17 protein-coding genes, 2 tRNA genes and 1 pseudogene are annotated in these 19,345 nt (G+C 32.1%); 4 read left to right on the top strand and 16 right to left on the bottom strand.

The genetic code is table 11. The features are described 5' to 3' along the window. Positions 1-22: 22 nt before the first annotated feature. The 9 genes from ACQH6S_RS01470 to ACQH6S_RS01430 form a co-directional block, all read right to left on the bottom strand. A complete protein-coding gene (locus tag ACQH6S_RS01470) occupies positions 23-2,638 on the bottom strand; it encodes an AsmA-like C-terminal region-containing protein (RefSeq protein WP_425360788.1) in 2,616 nt (871 codons plus the stop codon). 378 nt (positions 2,639-3,016) lie between these two features. Next, positions 3,017-3,871 carry a CPBP family intramembrane glutamic endopeptidase gene (locus ACQH6S_RS01465; protein ID WP_425364632.1) on the bottom strand — a complete coding sequence of 285 codons (855 nt, stop codon included), beginning with the start codon at positions 3,869-3,871 and terminating at the stop codon, positions 3,017-3,019. A 53-nt stretch (positions 3,872-3,924) separates the two neighbouring features. After that, on the bottom strand, positions 3,925-4,881 hold the full coding sequence (locus ACQH6S_RS01460) for an Rpn family recombination-promoting nuclease/putative transposase (RefSeq protein ID WP_425360786.1): 957 nt from the start codon (positions 4,879-4,881) through the stop codon (positions 3,925-3,927). Between the two features lie 40 nt (positions 4,882-4,921). Next, complete coding sequence (locus ACQH6S_RS01455) at positions 4,922-5,926, bottom strand: Rpn family recombination-promoting nuclease/putative transposase (RefSeq protein ID WP_425360785.1); 1,005 nt, start codon at positions 5,924-5,926, stop codon at positions 4,922-4,924. A gap of 3 nt (positions 5,927-5,929) precedes the next feature. After that, positions 5,930-7,231, bottom strand: a complete 1,302-nt coding sequence (proS, locus tag ACQH6S_RS01450) for a proline--tRNA ligase (RefSeq protein ID WP_425360784.1) — start codon at positions 7,229-7,231, stop codon at positions 5,930-5,932. A gap of 14 nt (positions 7,232-7,245) precedes the next feature. Further along, on the bottom strand, positions 7,246-7,824 hold the full coding sequence (gene folE, locus ACQH6S_RS01445; protein WP_192866950.1) for a GTP cyclohydrolase I FolE: 579 nt from the start codon (positions 7,822-7,824) through the stop codon (positions 7,246-7,248). Between the two features lie 17 nt (positions 7,825-7,841). Continuing rightward, a complete protein-coding gene (locus ACQH6S_RS01440; RefSeq protein WP_425360783.1) occupies positions 7,842-9,182 on the bottom strand; it encodes a cbb3-type cytochrome c oxidase subunit I in 1,341 nt (446 codons plus the stop codon). 15 nt (positions 9,183-9,197) lie between these two features. Then, positions 9,198-9,274 (bottom strand) — tRNA-Ile (locus tag ACQH6S_RS01435). Between the two features lie 233 nt (positions 9,275-9,507). Then, positions 9,508-9,583: transfer RNA gene (locus tag ACQH6S_RS01430), tRNA-Lys, on the bottom strand. A 121-nt stretch (positions 9,584-9,704) separates the two neighbouring features. On the opposite strand from ACQH6S_RS01430, the gene ACQH6S_RS01425 reads away from it, so the two are divergent. Beyond that, positions 9,705-10,433, top strand: coding sequence for a 3-deoxy-manno-octulosonate cytidylyltransferase (locus ACQH6S_RS01425; RefSeq protein ID WP_341748562.1), 729 nt, complete (start codon positions 9,705-9,707; stop codon positions 10,431-10,433). Between the two features lie 171 nt (positions 10,434-10,604). Here the strand turns inward: ACQH6S_RS01425 and ACQH6S_RS01420 are convergent. Both ACQH6S_RS01420 and ACQH6S_RS01415 read right to left on the bottom strand, forming a co-directional pair. Further along, positions 10,605-10,751, bottom strand: a pseudogene (locus ACQH6S_RS01420) (IS4 family transposase); the annotation flags it as partial. Between the two features lie 179 nt (positions 10,752-10,930). After that, complete coding sequence (locus ACQH6S_RS01415; protein ID WP_425360782.1) at positions 10,931-11,230, bottom strand: hypothetical protein; 300 nt, start codon at positions 11,228-11,230, stop codon at positions 10,931-10,933. 50 nt (positions 11,231-11,280) lie between these two features. Between ACQH6S_RS01415 and ACQH6S_RS01410 the strand changes: the two genes are divergently transcribed. After that, the gene (locus ACQH6S_RS01410; RefSeq protein ID WP_425360492.1) at positions 11,281-11,496 is read left to right on the top strand and encodes a hypothetical protein; all 216 of its coding nucleotides are present in this window, start codon (positions 11,281-11,283) and stop codon (positions 11,494-11,496) included. Beyond that, positions 11,493-12,386 (top strand): recombinase family protein, encoded by an 894-nt coding sequence (locus ACQH6S_RS01405; RefSeq protein WP_425364631.1) that lies wholly within the window; start codon positions 11,493-11,495, stop codon positions 12,384-12,386. The genes ACQH6S_RS01410 and ACQH6S_RS01405 overlap by 4 nt, the downstream gene beginning before the upstream one ends. Here the strand turns inward: ACQH6S_RS01405 and ACQH6S_RS01400 are convergent. Beyond that, complete coding sequence (locus ACQH6S_RS01400) at positions 12,351-12,869, bottom strand: IS630 family transposase (protein WP_425364377.1); 519 nt, start codon at positions 12,867-12,869, stop codon at positions 12,351-12,353. The genes ACQH6S_RS01405 and ACQH6S_RS01400 overlap by 36 nt on opposite strands. Then, positions 12,833-13,204 (bottom strand): IS630 transposase-related protein, encoded by a 372-nt coding sequence (locus ACQH6S_RS01395; protein ID WP_425364376.1) that lies wholly within the window; start codon positions 13,202-13,204, stop codon positions 12,833-12,835. Before ACQH6S_RS01395 ends, ACQH6S_RS01400 begins: the two co-directional genes overlap by 37 nt. A gap of 41 nt (positions 13,205-13,245) precedes the next feature. Between ACQH6S_RS01395 and ACQH6S_RS01390 the strand changes: the two genes are divergently transcribed. Further along, positions 13,246-14,553, top strand: coding sequence for a zinc ribbon domain-containing protein (locus ACQH6S_RS01390; protein WP_425364630.1), 1,308 nt, complete (start codon positions 13,246-13,248; stop codon positions 14,551-14,553). Positions 14,554-14,578: 25 nt separating this feature from the next. On the opposite strand, the gene ACQH6S_RS01385 is transcribed toward ACQH6S_RS01390, so the two are convergent. The 3 genes from ACQH6S_RS01385 to ACQH6S_RS01375 form a co-directional block, all read right to left on the bottom strand. Continuing rightward, complete coding sequence (locus ACQH6S_RS01385) at positions 14,579-15,472, bottom strand: transposase (RefSeq protein WP_425360778.1); 894 nt, start codon at positions 15,470-15,472, stop codon at positions 14,579-14,581. Between the two features lie 575 nt (positions 15,473-16,047). Then, on the bottom strand, positions 16,048-17,850 hold the full coding sequence (locus ACQH6S_RS01380; RefSeq protein WP_425364728.1) for a heme lyase CcmF/NrfE family subunit: 1,803 nt from the start codon (positions 17,848-17,850) through the stop codon (positions 16,048-16,050). Between the two features lie 31 nt (positions 17,851-17,881). Beyond that, complete coding sequence (locus ACQH6S_RS01375) at positions 17,882-19,153, bottom strand: HlyC/CorC family transporter (protein WP_425360777.1); 1,272 nt, start codon at positions 19,151-19,153, stop codon at positions 17,882-17,884. Positions 19,154-19,345: the final 192 nt, after the last annotated feature.

Genomic DNA, 19,345 nt, shown 5'->3' with positions numbered 1-19,345 from the left:
TTACGAGTCGGCAAAGTTAAAATTATTGTTTTATAACTGTGGATTTTTTTTTGTTCTCTAAAGCCTTTGTTAATTCAGTTTCATCTAACGTTTTTATAGGTTCTAATATAGTACCCGATGTTTTTATTTTAAGATTTATAGGAGTATTTTGATTACTAGAGTCATTTAAATTAAGTTTTGAGTCTGCTATATAGAAAGATAATATTGAAGATAATGTCATGTCCCAATTATATACATTTACAGCTAATGATGCAGACCCACTAGTATATTTCGTATTAAATACTACATCTTTTATTGTAGCTATGCCATTTTTTAACTGAATGTTGCCACGCAAACTATCTAATTCAGTTTGCCCTTGATACATAGCATAGGCTAAATCTTCTTTTAAATATTTAAGATTATAATCTTTATTATTAACTTTTTCTATAAATGAATCAATGGAAAAGTTACTGATTTTAGCATTTTTTACGACAAACTCTGATTGAGTGCTAAGCTCATATAACAATTTTTTTAAACTATCACCATTAGTGGCGAGTGTTCCATTGATACTCATCCCCCCATAATTGTTTAGTAACCCTTTCGGAAAAATATTAGATAATTGAGCTAAATCAATAGAATTTAGGGCATAAACAAAGCTAAGAGTATATGGATCTAATAAAATATTACCTTCTGCTGCTAATTTACCAGAAAGTAAATTTGCTTCAAGGTTACTGATCTTAAATAGGGCATTGTTATTTGCTAAAGCAAATTTAATATTTTGTAATACTAGATCATTCTGCGTTATTTTTGATAACATGCCATCTAATTTTAACTCTATTTTTTCTAAATCAAATTCATTTAGTAATTTATTTCGTAGATTAAGTAAAGATTCAGCAGTTAAATAGTTAACATTAAGAGAACCATCATTTATTGTAACTTCTAATTGTGGTTTAATATTATTTGCTAACAAATTGGCACTAAGATTGATGTAATCACTATTGGTTCTTATATCAAGATTACTAATTTCAATATTACCTGGCGAAATATTTGCTAATATATATGCTTTCCCAAATGAATTATCTCCCATAATTATATCATTGATCGTGATATCAAAATTACCTAAATAATTAACTGTTCTAATGGGAATATATTTAGCTAAGTATGATTCATCTTTCATATTTTCTGACAAACTTTTGACAAATTTTACCAATGGTGAAATTATTGGATAATCCTCTCTATTTAAATCTATCGAGGAGAAGTCAAGAATAGCTATAAAATGTGGCATAGAACCAATAAATCTAGCCGTAATATTACCGGTAACTTTAGTATTCTCAGTTTTTAGCATAAGATTTTGTAAATATACATCTATTAAAGTTAGTTTTAAATCTGAGGATAAAATAAAAGCTGTAGGCTTTTTACTAACTGCCTGTTGATAACCTAAAGTATTCAATACAGAATTAAGGTCATTATGTTGCAAGTAAATTGTGCCGTCAAATATACTTCTTACTGAGTTTTGAGTTACATTACCTACAAATTGAAAATTTCCTCCGGATTTTATTGTACCAGAAAAATCATTAACCACTAATACCCCTTTGTCTAAATTAAGCAAAATTTTAGTATTATTTAACACCTCATCGTTATTTAATATTATTTGATCAACTAAAATATTGGTGATAATTGATTTATTCTCAAAGAGAAACCTTAACCCAAAAATTGAATTGCTAAATTGTTTAATATTATTTGATGAGGTAATCAGTGATTTTGTATCTATCTTAGGAAAATGTAATTTTATTATACTAGTAACATCATCACTTTTATTCAAATATATTGAACCATTACCTGCTAGTGAATTAGAATCTATAATTATATTTTCTAGTTTAAGTAATTGAGGAGTAGACAAAATGTCAAACTTGATATTTATCTTTTCATTCGGGTTAATTTTTCTAAATAAAGAATCTAAATCTGGTATAAGAATATGTAATATATCAGCTAAATGTTGTATTAGATATTCTGCTTTGCCATTTATCAGTTTAGAGTCTATATAGGTTTCTAACAGGTGAAAATTATAATCACTATTAGCGATAGTAAGGTCAAGATTTATTTGATTAGCATTTCTTTCAAAGAATCCGGATAATTTTCCTACATACCCCCCATTTCCCTTGAATGAAATTTTACTAGAAACAGGGTTGTTTTTAAATAGAGAGCAGTTATTTAAAGTAAGAATAGGTTGGTTATCTTTATTTAAAATAGTCAGATTTTTAACATCAAAATTTATATCTATTATACCATTTATTATCAATGAACTAACTATCCTATCATGGTTTATAATGTCAAAATCCTGCTCATCTGAATATATTGTGGCATTATTTATGGTTACAGCACTAATTTTTGGTCTAAGAATTAATAATGACCATGGAGCAAAGTAAATTTTTATATTTTCTAATTCCAGCCTTCCATCTTCTTTTATACGATCAATAGTCAAATAAGGTATAGGAAATTTAGTTATTTTTATGTTTTTTAGATTTTGAGGAGAAATTTTTAATTCATTGACAAAACTGTTACTGACAGAATTATAGTCAACAAAGTTTACAGCAACTAATATAGAGCATATTAACAATGAAATAGCAATGATAGTAGATATAATTATTTTTCTTATCATAAAAGATTATCCAAGATCCAATATTACTAGGAGATTGTTAGAAATAACTAAAGTAATTATCCCCGATGGTCTCTTAGGTATATATCAAAAACGTTAAAAATAGAAACTATAGTCAATTGATAGGAAGTTGGTGACGTCGTCGCTCAATGCTCGCCTATTACTTATAGGCATCGCTCCATCGTTCCTAGCCCCAAATTCCCCTGAATTGACTATATATCACTGAATTTGGGATATAGCTAATCCGATTAAGAATTTAGCCATTGCGATCTGACGAAGAAGTTATCACCAATTTGCATACGTCCTCTCAAATTGCTGTATAAGCTTTTCCATATAACCGGCAGTTTATGCTTGTTCCTAATCCATTATCTGTACCAGTCTTCAAAGCTTATTAACAGCTGGATAAGTAAAAAGTAAAATATGAGTTAAATTAAGCATAAAATGAACAAGTATACTTGCTTCAATTCTTTTCGTTACTTTATATATCCATCCATATAAAGCTCCAGCTACTGTAGCTAAAATTACGTATTTTAGCCCTCCTGGATAGTGCATCACTCCAAAGAAAAGTGCAGGTATTAGTATGGCTATATCCTTAGAATATTTATATTTTAACTGATTTAATGATTCTTGGAAAAATCCTCTAAATAATCCTTCCTCAGCAACGCATGTAAAAAATAAATTATTGATTACCCATATCCATAAATTTTGTGGTATCTTTGGTGCAAATTTGATGTACTCAAATGCAATAGATAACACTATTATTACTAATAGAATAATTGGTAATCTATAAAAAACTTGCAAGAGTAATATTTTCAGTTCGCTACAAGTAGATGCTAAATCTAAAGTTAAACCTATAATAATTAAACCAACAATTGTCTTATCTAAGTTTAAATATAGTGTAAACGGTAAAGCATCTGGAGTGAGTTGTATTTTATCTAAAACTAATAAATTATCAAATCCTGGAATTAAATGCAGTTCTAACATTAATCCAAGTACGAACACTAAACTCCATAAGACATATTTCAATTTAGTAGAAGATTTATGATACGAAAATACTAAATAAAAAAACAACAAAATTGCTAAAATAGCAAACAGGCTTGCTATATTACTAACAAAAGATAAGACTAGAGAAATAGATAAAAATAATTGCCATGGTTTAAATTTGCCTTTCACAGGAAGCCATAATGATATAACACTAATTAGTAATGTTATATATGTAAGATATTTTAGCCACATATTTCATCTATAATTGATTTGGGGTAATGTTGCACAGCCTATAGCTAACCAGTTTACTGCATTTTCAATAGTTCATTGATTTTAGTAATAGATAGTCCAGTAATTTTCGCTACTTCTTCAATTGAGCTACCATTGTTTATCATCATTTTTATTAATTTAGCTTCGCCTCTAGCTTCTCCGATTCTAATACCATCCTGTACTCCGATTTTGATACCATCTTGTAGTCCGATTTGAATCCCTTCTTCTTTCCATACTTGAGCTATACTAGGCATAAGTTCTTCTCCTTTTTCTTTAGTTAAACTATTTTTTAATATTTTTTCTAACTCTATTTTATCATTTTGCTCAATAAAGGTCAAAGTATAGCTCAATAGATTTCTTATGTGGTCATGACCTATTGTTATTTTACTCAATTTAGGCAAGAGATAAGAGATTTCTTGCCATCTTTTCAGTAATTGACGTTCGTGGATGTGTTTAAGGAAAAATAACAAAATCCCAGACCATATTTTTTTCTTGAGTTCTTCATCGGGGATGTCATGTACGTTAATAAGCTGACAATCATTTGTCCAAAAGCCTCTGGCTAAATCTGGATGGCTAAATAAATTCCATATATTAAGCGATGCGTTATATTTCTTCTTGCCATTATAAATTATTAGGGGATAAATTAATGGGAGGCTTTTAGCTTTATGATTAGTAGTTAAATATAGATCACAAATATTAATCATATATTTAAATAACCTAAATGCCATCATTTTATCAACAGTACTTTGATGTTCCAATAGCAAAAAAATATAGCCATCCTGATCATTAAACTTAACAGAAAATAATACATCTGAAATAGTTTCAGAAAGGTCTTGCTCAATAAAACTATCTTTTTCTAATTTTAAAGATGTACTATCGATTAAAGCCAACACATCCTTCGGCAAATGAGTTGCCAAAAACTCTTTAGCAACTATGGGATTCTCCATAGATTTGCGAAAGATTTCGTCATGTTTTGGCTTGTCTAGAGTCATAATAAAATTTACTTATATAGCTAATCTAATAATTCATTACTTATTGTACTTTCAGTAATTCATTGATTTTAGTAATAGATAGTCCAGTAATTCTCGCTACTTCTTCAATAGAGCCGCCATTGTTTATCATCATTTTTATTAATTTAGCTTCACCTTTAGCTTCGCCTCTAGCTTCTCCCCTAGCTTCTCCGATTCTAATACCATCCTGTACTCCGATTTTAATACCATCTTGCACTCCGATTTTGATACCATCCTGTAGTCCGATTTGAATCCCTTCTTCTTTCCATACTTGAGCTATACTAGGCATAAGTTCTTCTCCTTTTTCTTTAGTTAAACTATTTTTTAATATTTTTTCTAACTCTATTTTATCACTTTGCTCAATAAAGGTCAAAGTATAGCTCAATAGATTTCTTATATGGTCATGACCTATTGTTATTTTACTCAATTTAGGCAAGAGATAAGAGATTTCTTGCCATCTTTTCAGTAATTGACGTTCGTGGATGTGCTTGAGGAAAAATAACAAAATCCCAGACCATACTTTTTCCTTAAGTTCTTCATCAGGAATATCATGTACATTAATAAGCTGACAATCATTTGTCCAAAAGCCTCTGGCTAAATCTGGATGGCTAAATAAATTCCATATATTGAGCGATGCGTTATATTTCTTCTTGCCATTATAAATTATTAGGGGATAAATTACTGGAAGGCATTTAGCTTTAGGATTAGTAGTTAAATATCGATCACAAATATTAATCATATATTTAAATAATCTAAATGCCATCATTTTATCAACAGTACTTTGATGTTCCAATAGCAAAAAAATATAGCCATCTTGATCATTAAACTTAACAGAAAATAATACATCAGAAATAGTTTCAGAAAGGTCTGGCTCAATAAAACTATCTTTTTCTAATTTTAAAGATGTGCTATCGATTAAAGCCAACACATCCTTCGGCAAATGAGTTGCCAAAAATTCTTTAGCAACTATGGGATTCTCCATAGATTTGCGAAAGATTTCGTCATGTTTTGGCTTGTCTAGAGTCATAACTTACATATAAGAAAGAATTTTAGAGAGGTAGGTAACAACATTTTCTACTGTTAACTCTTCTGTTATTCCTGTTTTACGATCTTTTAATTCGACCACATCTTTCTCAGAGTTTTTGGAACCAATAATTATTTGGTACGGTGAACCTATAAGATCATGAGTGGCAAATTTTTTACCAGCTCTCTCATTTGTATCATCGTATAATACCTCTATTTTATTCGCTACAAACTGATCATATAGATTTTGTGATAGTTCATTGCATTTACTATCAAGTATATTCAAATTTAATATTGATACCATAAAAGGAGCAATATTTGGAGGCCATATAATCCCTTTATCATCATGACTTGATTCGATTATAGCGGCTAAAAGTCTTGAAATACCTATACCATAGGAACTCATTTCCACTGGCACAAGACTCCCATCACTAGCATTTACTAGAGCCTTCATTGCTTTAGAATATTTTGTACCAAGATAAAAAATATGCCCAACCTCTATAGCCTTACTACTAGCAAGATTCTCTTCTGTTAACAAACATTTATCATGAACATGTTTTTCTTCTGCTACCGCATATAAGGATTGTAATTTTTCAATATCTAAATTTTCCTGATCTATTAAAGATAGAAATTTTTTGTCATAAAAAATAGTACTCTCACCATTAGTGGCAAGAATATGGAACTCATGGCTTAAATCCCCACCAATCTGACCATTATCAGCAAGTACTGGGATTACACGGAGTCCTATATCACGAAAAGTTTGTATATATGCTAGATACATCTGATTATAAGTTTTTATCGCACTTATTTGGTCTATATCAAAAGAATACGCATCTTTCATTAAGAACTCTCTACCACGCATCACCCCAAAGCGAGGTCTAATTTCATCCCTAAATTTCCACTGAATATGATATAAGTTTTTTGGCAAATCTTTATAGGACTTAATATTATTTTTAAAAATATCGGTAACCATATCTTCATTAGTAGGTCCAAATAATAACGTATTATCATGGCGATCCTGGAATTTTAACATTTCCTTACCGTAATTCTCAAATCTTCCAGATTCCATCCATAAAGATGCTGGTTGAATACAAGGCATTAATATTTCAATGGCACCTACTTTATTCATATTAAGTCGGACAATATTTTCAACATTTTTTAGGGCTTTTAATCCCATAGGCAACCAGCTATAAATTCCAGCAGATTGTTGTCTTATCATACCACTTCTAAGCATCAATCTGTGAGAAACTACTTGAGCCTCTACTGGCTCTTCCTTTAGCACGGGTAAAAAATATTTTGATAGTAACATAGCTCTTTCTTTGATTATTTTTTGGCAATAATATTTAGAAATTCATGACGATATTTCTGCTGCTCTAAATATATACCAGTATAATGCATAGTATTCATAATACTATCATTTTGCATAACACCTCTAAGAGTCATGCAACTATGTAATGCAGAAATCCTGACCGCAACACCCATAGGCTTAATATATTTCTGTAATGTTTCAGCAATTTGTACTGTCATTTTTTCTTGAATCTGTAGTCTTTTTGCAAAAACATCAACTATTCTGGCAAATTTACTGATACCTATTATACAATTATCTGGTATATAAGCTATATCAACCGTACCATTTATTGGTAACAAATGATGTTCACAAAAAGAATTAAACTTTATGTCTTTCAATAGAATGAAGTCCTGAAAGTTACCAGTTTCATAAAATTTAGTAGATAATATTTCTTCTACATTTTTATTGTATCCACAAAACATCTCTTGGTAAGTTTTTATTACTCTATCAGGAGTTTTCGCTAACCCCTCTCTATTTGGATCCTCACCAATAAATCGCAATAAAGTTCTAACTGCCTCTTGGGCTTCTTCTATAGTAGGTTTTTTCAAGGTCATTATTTTTATTATACTAATTATTTCAATACCATCTTTTTACCACAAATAACAACAAACATCAAGCCACCAACAATAGCAATTAGTCCTCCAGCACCCATTGCCCCCATCAGTAACTTACTGCTAATCGTCATTTCTACTCCTGGTGTTTTTCGCATCACCCCATAACCACCAGCAAAAAGAAGAGCTATAATATGTAACATTTGCCCGATAGTTAAAGTAATAATTGCTGCAGAGGAATATGAGTTTTTCTTTTGTTCATTATTACATGCATTGTCACATAAAAGAAAGCTAAATCCCATAAATGCCACACTTATTCCAACAATCGAACCATGATAGTGGGCAGGAACAGTAACGTTCATACTGGTGATTAACACGCCAATAAACCCTCCAGACAAAAATAATATGCTAGAACAAATGATGCTTGCTTTTATAAGAGAATTTACCACTAGTTTATGATTATGACTAACTAGCTCATAAAATATTAGTATCAAAGACAGAACTGGGGCTATTCCGCCACCATATTTCATTTGTTTAGTATAATATTCTTTGAATTCAGCATCTATAATATCATATGATAAGTGTCCCCAAATAGCTGCAATACTTATCAAAAAATTTAAATATAATAATATCAGATATAATTTGTTAAATCTTAGCTCTTTATTTACCCAAGTATTGGATAATACTATCATTACTAATATCATAATTTGTGTGTAAATAAATTGCAATAAATGCCCCCCACTCCAGAAAAGCAATTCATAGTAAAATTCTATATCAACTGGCACAAGCTTAATAACTTGTTGTAGTTGATAATAAGAACAAATAAAACATACCCATAGTAATATCCACATTATTGCAGTAGAAAGGATAGTAAAATTGATCAATTTTTGACTTTTTAGGTTCTTAATCGTTGCTAGGATGACGTTTGATGAAAATAACAATACCGATACGCCAAATAAACTAATTCCAAGAATAAACATTATATTCTCCAGCATTGGTATGTAATTATTCATTACAGGAAGATTTTGTCCACAAAGTGGTGATAAAGCTATTAGTGCAGTGCCAAAAAATGCTATTATTACATATGTTATACTGGAAGTCGTTGGCTGTAAATTATAGCTCCAAATACATGCTGTAACGGATATCAACCAAACTAGGATTGATAAATTAACATGAATAACCAAAGCTGATTTAAAGATTTCTGTATTGGGAAATAGGGTAACTAATATAGGAGTGCGGAGCATTACCAATATTATTGAATACACCCCAGCAAGGGCAAGCGAGATTACCCCATTTCTAAGCCAGCAAATAGCTAATTTATTACGACTTAATTGATCAATTATATTATTCTCAAGATTCATAAAGAATACTTATGATGGTGGGTTTGAGAAGACTTGAACTTCCGACCTCACGCTTATCAGGCGTGTGCTCTAACCAGCTGAGCTACAAACCCATTAGACCTCTTGCAAAACTCTACTTCTGCTGGTAATTTGGACAATGATGCGGTACTCGAATCCTCACGTACATTAGAGTACGCTGCGGTTCTGCGTTCCGTGTCTCCTTCAAATTCCTCAACATAAGCGAGTTTTGCAAGAGGTCTATTACTAGGAGGCGGTCTCCTAGTCTCCGCCTTTAAATATTGGCGGCGGTATTCATATACAACTAAGGGGGTTAACTACCCTGAAGTGGTGGGCTCGCCGGGATTCGAACCCGGGACAACCTGATTAAAAGTCAAGTGCTCTACCAGCTGAGCTACGAGCCCCAAACATAATGCTTAAAGACAAATTGTGTCCCAAAACAATATTCCAACACGCTTTACTTTATCGTTTAAAAAGGCTATCATGTCAACAATTATTTTGGTAAATATCTTTAAATGGTAACTTATGCATTCTGATGTTGCAATTATTATCCCTTCAAGACTTGATTCTGTTAGGCTTCCTAAGAAACCTTTACAATTGATAGGGGAACTGTCAATAATTGAACGCGTTCTAAGACAAGTACACTTAACCAAACTAAAAAATATTTATGTAGCAACTGACTCAGAAATTATAGCTAAAAAAGTTACTGATTGTGGTGGGCAATTGATTATGACAAACCCAGACTGCCAGACTGGTACTGACCGTGTCTATGAGGCATTTCAGGCAATACCTAACAATCATAATATTAATTATATCCTAAATGTCCAAGGTGACATGCCTTTTATAGAACCGGAATCAATTATTAAAGTTATTGAAAGCCTAAAGTCTAGTGACCATGATATTATGACCCCAGTAGTAAAAGTTGGTATAAACGCCGTAAATGGCAATAGTAATGTCAAAGTTATTACTGACCATAATGATAAGGCTCTGTATTTTTCTCGCAGTCTTATTCCTTATGGCTCTGAAGAATTTCTATATCACGTAGGAATGTATGGGTTCCGCAAAGAAGCATTAATTAAATTCATAAACTTACCTGTCTCAACTTTAGAATTAAGCGAAAAATTAGAACAACTAAGAGCCTTACAAAATAATATGTCCATAGGGGTATGTTATGTTAATAATATCCCCATTTCTGTTGATACCCCAGAAGATTTAAACAAAGCTATCAAATTTTATCAACAATTTAATATATAGTCATATAATTAACTATAGCAATAGACCTCTTGCATAACCTAATCTAATTGGTAATTTTGTTGTAAAAACTCATCTCCGTTCCTCACATACATCTTAGTCATATCTTTACCCATAAGTTTTTAATGAGTTAAAAGTTTCTAATGCCAAAGTAAAGTCCTTTAGCCTTTGGAGTCATATCCACATGGATTTAATGCTCGGAGCTTTATCACTTTTTCTATTTAAAAACCCACCGAATCGGGAAATTATCTTATTTATTTTACCAATCGAAGAGACAGTATTAGGTGGCAGCTTTTTGTAAGCAATAATATAGATCGCTTTCCACTCAACTTCTTCATAAAATAATTCACAACTAAGTGACGTATGGGATCTGCCTAAATACTTTGCATTTTTTAACTTTCAACAGTTGTGGGAGCTATGCCTCAGTACCCTACAATTTTTATTCTATAAGTATTAAGCAGCATAAAAACGTCATTGCGAGCTGATGTATCCCCACGAAATTAAGCACGACAAAGCTCCGTCTTTATAATAGATGCCAGGGGTTCTACCAATGGTTTTATGGCATGCAAATAATTAAATTCAATAATAAATTTCTCAAGGGTAAAATACGAATAAATCTTTTTATCTTTTACTGTGTTAGGTTGGAAAATTCTTTGCATACCTTGGCTATAGCCTACCACACCTATAACCCAATATGTTATAATAACAATGGCAGATAGTAACATTAAAACTCCCCATCTATTCACATCTAAAGTTCGAATATATCTTCCAGCAAGACCAAATTGATGACTTTTTATCACTCGAAACGTCTCCTCTATCTTCCATTATTAAAACATCTATAAGTTTTAATTTGACAAATTTAGAACAATCCCCGACACTTAACAAATCAGTATTGCTAAACTTGGTTGATTGGGTAAGAAAATATCATGCAAGGCATTCCTATATTGGAACCAATGAAATGGGAGAGAATCCCCAAAGAGAATCGTCATCGCCTAATAACTCTATTAGCAACATTATCATTGAAAAAATTGCCAAAATCGATAATAAATATGGAGAAGGCAAATGATAGACAAGGAGAAACAATCAACTCAGAGAATATTATCAAGTGGCAAGATTCAAGCCTATCACCACGATCGTCTGGCGATAGTGTATATAAGGCAGTCGACGCTGCAACAAGTAGAACGGCATAGTGAATCTACTAAATTGCAGTATAATTTAGTAGAGAGAGCTTATGCTCTAGGCTGGAGTGCTGATAAAGTACTTATAATAGATGATGATTTGGGGCGGTCTGGTGCAACTGCTGAAGGTCGTCCTGGATTTCAGCGTTTAGTTGCTGAAGTTGGATTAGACCATGTTGGTATAGTACTAGGAATAGAAGTATCGAGGTTAGCACGATCATGCAAAGATTGGTACCAATTACTAGAAGTATGTGCACTTTTTAGAACCATTATTGCTGATACTGATGGTATTTATGATCCGGTATCCTATAATGATCGACTATTATTAGGTCTTAAAGGTACAATGTCTGAAGCAGAGTTACATATAATTAAGCAACGCATGCTACAAGGGAAGAAAGCAAAAGCACGTCGAGGTGAGTTAGGCATGCAAGTTGCTATGGGATATGTTAGACGACCATCTGGCGAAATTGTTAAAGATCCAGATGAGCAAGCACAGGCAACTATTCAGATGGTATTTGAGTTATTTGAAAAATTTTCTACAATTAATGCAGTATTAAAATACTTAGTCAGTCATAAAATAAAAATGCCTTATAGAGAGCGTAGCGGTTTGCAAAAAGGTGAACTAACCTGGCATCGTCCTAATAGGAATACTTTAGGAAATCTATTACATAATCCCATATATGCAGGTGCTTATGTATATGGACGCAGACCAACAGAGGCACATATAGTAAATCAAATTGAATTAGGTGACAAAGAATGCAGAAATAGCTTTAGATAATGTACCAATTTCCGCTATTTTGTTTCGAATCCATCGCTTCATATTAGCCCAAAATTTTTCTATTGGATTTAAGTCTGGAGAATATGGGGGTAAAAAAATAACTTCACAACCAACTGATTCTATTAGCTCTTTTGTCTTTTGAGATTTATGAAAACTAACGTTATCCATCACTACAACCTGTCCTGCTGTTAACTCTTTAATCAAAAATTTTTCAACCCAATTATTAAATAGTTCTGTATTACAAGTTTTATTAAAAACAAAAGGGGCTATTGGTTTGTTATTTACTAAACCAGCTATTATATTAGTCCTTTGATAATGCTTCCCACTCTTCTTGCCAATCAATAATTCTCCTATCTTACCCCAACCTCTATCTTGGCAAATTGTCATATCTATCCCACTTTCATCAAGATATACTATTTTATCTTTATCATATTTACTGATCTTTTCTAAATAATCAGATCGTTTCTCTGCACTTGCTTCCAAATAGCTAAAGGTTTTTTTTTATAACTAAATCCTAACTTTTTTAATATATTAGCTACTTGAGAACCTGTAATTCCAAAATTCTTACCAATTTCTTGTAGCTTACTATTAGGGTTATTTGTTACGAAATATTCCAATGCTTTTTTATCAATCTTACTTTTAAATCCTAGTCTAGCTCTTGCCAGCACTGTTCCTTCTTTTCTTCTCCTTACGTTCCAACGGCTAATTGTATTTTTATGTATAGCAAATATTCTAGCAGCAGATTCTTGACTATTACCTTTTTCTATATAATTTATTACTTTTTCTCTTAAATCTTGACTATATGGACTTGTTGACATTTTTTCCTTTATTTATACCACATCTTATCACCTAATTCAATTTGATTTACTATAGAAAAAAACCTGGCAGACGATCTACGGGGCGTATTGTTGCTAAAATGTCAGATTGGCAAGTATTGTTAAAAGACAAAGTTCCTGCTTATATTAGTTGGCAACAATATGAACGTAATGGCAGACAATTATTATCTAACTCCATACAAGGAATTGGTGTAGCAAGGCATGGTAATGCACTATTAGCCGGACTTGTTGTTTGTGGTCGCTGTGGTTTACGAATGGCAACTTGCTATACAAATAATGGTAATAAATTGCGTTATAGTTGTAGCAGAATGTCTGTAGATTATGGTGAAGATGTTTGCCAATCATTGGTTGGCAATGTTTTGGATGAACTAATTGCTAAGCAGGCATTAGAAGTGTTAAAGCCAGAAGCTTTGGAAGTTAGTTTACGAGTGGCAACAGACCTTGAAACCGAACATAATAATTTACAAAAATATTGGCAAAAACAATTAGAGAGAGGACGATATGAAGTTGAGAGGGCATATCGGCAATATAATTCTTCAGAACCTGAGAATCGTCTTGTCACAAGAACTCTTGAGAAAAAGTGGGAAGAATCATTATCTGCAGAAGAAAAGTTAAAACAGGAATATGCCAAATTCTTAGCTGAACAATCAAAAATTCTGTCTGATGTTGAGCGTCAAACTATATATAAATTAGCTTCTGATATTCCTGCTTTATGGTCATCGTCAACTACTACGGTAGAAGAACGCAAAGAAATTTTACGTTTACTAATAGAATGTGTTGTTGTAAAAATAGAAGGTGTAACAGAGAAAGTCTTGGTAGAAATACATTGGGCTGGTGGATATAAAACTAATACTAATCTTGTTCGTCCTGTGGCAAAATTGGAGCAACTTAGTTATTATGGTAAACTGCTTGAACTAGTAGCCAGTCTCAAAAGCCAAGATATGACATTACAGCAAATTGCTGATATTTTAAATCAACAAGAAGGGTGGCGTCCAGCAAAGCTGTTAAATATTTTTAATGAGAACACGGTTAGTAGCCTACTTATACGTAGTGGTGTAACAGCTACTAACAAAAGAACATTATCAGGAGAAATTAATCGTAGGCAAAATGAATTTACTTTTCGTGAATTATCGCAAAAAATCAATATACCAGAACCAACTTTATATAGATGGATGCAAAGAGAGCAATTAAAAGTCAGGAAAGTTTACAACTCATCACAACGTTGGATTTGGCTAATTACAGCCGATGAGCAAGAGATTAAAAGGTTGATCTCATTAAGAGAACAACCGAAACAGTGGATTTACCATTCCAGGGTAAAAAAGGTAGAATAATAAACAAATAACTATTACAGAGGCATTATGACTGGCAAACTTCTATTTGCATACGTTTGCTATATAACCTCACTATTTCCGCTCCCTTATATTCATCAGAACTTAAGTTAGTTACCAATATCCAAGGTTCTTTTGCAGCTTTGTTATATGAACCATTTGCTGTTTTACTGCTAGTACGATTCCTGCTAACCTTCTGTACTCGCCCCTTATGGACTTTACAAGTTGTAACCATTCTGCAGGAATATTTATGAGCTTTGGTTAGCAGAATCGTACCACATTCCATCGTTTTTGAACCAATTGATAGTATGAAATTTTCAACTGATATCCAATCCTCATTCTTAGCTAATTTTAAATCTTTTCCTCGTCGTACCCGACACACCCAACTCCACCCTTGTTTTTCTATTTCCTTAAACCATTCAATATGAAAGCCAGCGTCCATAATCACAACAACCCTTTTTCCATCAGGTATTATACTCTTTAATTTATTTAGAAATTCTACCGTTCTGCCCTTTAATTCACCTTCTTCAAACACATCTTGATATAAAGGTAAACTCATCCCTCTTGTACAAAATTGAGTACTTAGCATTTGTACCATGCGATCATCTTTAAGATAACATAAATCAATCACAACACTGTCATCATTAGAATGCTTAATAAACTCAAATATGAAATATGATAAAGCACTATAGAGACTATCAACCTCGTTATATAAATGTTTGTTACCTATACATCTATCAACTTTTTTTATTTTATGTTTCACTTTACTATCACCACTCAAGTTCCTGCCAATTGCACTCAAAGACAAATTCTGACTATATCGCAAGCCTTCTGCAACATCAAGTAACGCATTTAAACGATTATTATGTATAAAAGGACAATGTTCTTTTATTACTTCATTTAATACTGTTTTTACATCCATAACCTACTATCTCCATCATCATTAAATAATGATGATATTCTATCAATTCTTGCTATTTTGCAACAATTTCGTGGGGATACATCAGCTCGCAATGACGCTTGGTGATCAGGTTTTTTTATTCATCACAAAAAAATAGCAAAAAAAAATCGTGAATGCTCACATCTAAACTACAACTGTAGTACTAGTAAGAAACATTTCTAGAACAATATTTTCAGCATAACCTAAGTTCGCGGCCGCGAACTTTTTATATTTTTTCTATAATTTTAATCAAATATTTTTTTTAGCTCTTGCCTATCAATATTTGATAGCTTTTGAATCCCCTTTTCTTGAATTTTCATTTTTCCTTGAGAATTTATTATCATTAAGACCGTATTCAAAGTATATAGTTTATCGGTCGCGATCGCGACCGATAAACTAGGAAATTATAAACAATATGTAGCCACTTTGTACCTAATTCAAGTTAATTCACTGTATTCTCAGACTTAAGATAAAATTTTTCAATGCTATCACGATTATTAAGAAGCTATTTTTTTTTGAGTGTTTTGTAAGAATAAAACTAATCATAATCTGGTTAGTTATATACTAAGTTTATTAAATAATCCGATTAACAATCCTCCGGCTATAAGTATAATAGATAGCCAGATAAGACTCATCATCGGTTTGTAATATATTTTTGCATGAATTACATCATCATCAATTTTACTTAACACCGCGTAAAGATCATAAGTTAAATAAGAATATATATTACTTTCTTGGGATAGTTGTTTTTCTATTATATAAAATCTATTTTCAGGCTTTAATATAGTGATATTATTTTGTTGATCCTGAATCCAAAATTCAGCAATTTGCCGATAATAGTTTTGGGCTGATGATACTCTAATATCTTTTAAAGTAACTTCAAATCCCTTTGCTGTCACCTTGTCTCCAACTTTGCCTATAAAATCTACTTCACTTTGTAATAATGAATTAACAGTAATAGTTAAAACAAGTAAGCCAAAGCCTAAATGTCCTAAGATCATGGCAATATTGGCTTTTAGTTTGGTTCTAAAAAAATTGCTCTTTGTTAATACATAATAACAATTTTGTATTATTAGAAAAAGAGAAAATGTTACAGCCCATGCTGAAATGAAGCCATACTGAATTTGGTATGAGCTGATAAACGTTATTGCAAAAGAACAAACTAAAATGAGTAGGTTTTTTTTTCTTATATGATTTCTTTGAGCGATACCAGCTAGTAGAACCGTTGGGATGATAAAAATTATAAAATTATTGATAAAAAATCTTTCACTAATGGTAACAGATTCTTGATATAATAAAGAATAAACTATGGGGTAAATGGTGGAACATAGTAATACTAATAGAGCCGTTAAGAAAAATATACTGCCCCAAACAATAAGCTTGTGCTTGAATTGGTGTTTGTCTAATCCTATCGAATTAGGTTGAGTGATATTTTGCCCTTTTACTAGTAGTAGAACTAAGCTTGATATAGCAATAATAGCAAATATTGCCAGCATATAGATTGCCCGCTCAGCTGATGAGGCAAAAGAGTGAATTGAGGTGATTAGCCCTGAGCGTACCAAGAACGTACTCAAAACTACCAGTAAGAAAGTGATGATTGATAAGGTTATCGTCCAATTTTTCATTCGTCCAGATTTGATTGTTACCAAGATTGAGTGATGTAGAGAGATAGCCGACAACCATGGTAGTAGGGAAATATTTTCTACTGGATCAAAAAACCAAAAGCCACCCCAGCCGAGTTCTCTATAAGCCCACCATGATCCTAGGGCTATTCCTAAGGTTAAAAAAATTATTCCTAAATTGCTAAATATTTTAATAGTTCTAAGATTAGCCGAGTCTAAGTTAGAGGTAAGCAACATAACGCAAGCCGATGTAAAAGGGGCGACATAACAGACCGAACCTAGATATAATATAGGTGGATGTATTATTAGGGCAATATCTTGAAGCATAGGGTTTAAGCCGAGACCCTGAGTGGGACGGAATGATAGGCTGTCAAATGGGTTGGAGGTAAAATAAATGAAGCTACTGAACAGTATTTGTATTAGTGCTAGTACAATTATGTGGTATACTCGAGTTGGACGGCTATTAAATAGCGCAATATAAATAACGCCTATAGTTTGCAATAAACACAGCCACAACAGAATAGACCCCTCATGACTCGCCCAACTAGCCGCGATTTTAAATCCTAAAGGCTTTAATGTACTCGAATTAAAAAAAACATTCTGTATAGAAAAATCCGATATAATAAATCCACATACTAATAGCAAAAAAGATAGTAATGTTGACAGCCAGCTACAGTAAAAAAATAAAGTACCTGTACGATATGAAGCGGTAATAACTGCTAGTATACTGAACAGCATTGCCAATATTTGTAAATAATTACCAAAATTACTAATCACTTTCAGATTCTTTATTTGGTAAAACAATAACTTTTATGCTATCAAGCCTATTGCCTACTTTTTTGCTAATAGTAATACTTAAATTAAATATTTTTATAGACTCCCCTTGATTAGGAATACGCTCAAGTTCATGGATAATTAAGCCGGCTATGGTATTTGCATTATAATCAGGTAAATTCCAATTTAGTTCTCTATTTACATCTCTTATAGTTACAGAGCCGTCAATAATAAATTCCACTTCAGATTTCTTTACAATTGTGTCAATAGGATAATCATGTTCATCAATAATAGGACCAACAATCTCTTCTAAAATGTCTTCTAAAGTAATAATACCTTGTAAATCGCCATATTCGTCAACAACACAAGCAAAATGGTTTTTTCTTTCTCTAAAAGCATGAAGTTGATGAGTGACCAAAGCGTTATCAGGTATAAACCAAGGCTGACTTATCAATTCCTCGATATTAATTTTTTTTACATCATTATTTTTTTCATAAAGAGCTCGGAGCATATCTCGTATGTGAAGTACACCAATTATGTTGTCCTGAGTGTCTTTCCATAATGGTATTCTTGTATGAGGGCTGGACAATAATGCTTTCCTTACTATCTCCTCTTTAGGCAAGTCTATATTGATGGCTACGACATTACTTCGGTGTATCATAATTTCAGATACTGTCATTTTCCTAATATCTAATATACCGCCTAACATATCACGGTCAGATTTATAAACATTACCTTCTTGATGATAATGCTCAATAACTCCCCTAACTTCTTCTGTTCCTGAGATATTTTGTTGCAGATTAATACGAAAAATAAAACAAAACCCTTTAACTATCAATTCAAAGATATAGTTAATTGGTCTCAAAATGTTTAAAAGATATATAATGGCTGGAGAAGTGAATAACGCTAACTGTTCTGCTTTTGCTACAGCAATAGCTTTTGGTATGATTTCACCAAAAACAATTATCAAGAAAGCCATAATTGCTGATGCCGCAATAGTCCCATTATCACCTAGCCAGTCGATAAATATACTGGTAGCAATCGTAGTACAAACAGTATTAAATAAGGTATTACCAATTAATAATGTACCAATTACTTTTTCTTTTTTCTTTAGAACTTGTAATACAATCGTGGCACGTTTGATGCCTTCTGCCTTAAATTTTTGTATTTTCCCAGGAGACGAGGCGGTTATAGCCGTTTCAGTGGCTGAGAGTAGTGCGGAACATCCTATCATTAGAACAATAATGATTATCAAAAAAATAGTCATTGATCTTTGTATAAATTTATTTAGTATAAAGATGATTATATTACTAACTGTAAAATTTCCCTAATACTTTTTTATTTGAAATACTGCAGAAGCTATATACTCCTGAACTCACCTTACGCAGGATCTTTTTTACTATAGTCAATTGATGAGAAGTTGGTGACGTTGTTGCTCAATGCTCGCCTATTACTTATA

It is taken from the genome of Candidatus Tisiphia endosymbiont of Mystacides longicornis (assembly GCF_964031095.1).
Taxonomy (GTDB): Bacteria; Pseudomonadota; Alphaproteobacteria; order Rickettsiales; family Rickettsiaceae; genus Tisiphia.
Note: the sequence above shows the minus strand (reverse complement) of the source record. Positions and strands in the feature narration are given on the sequence as shown.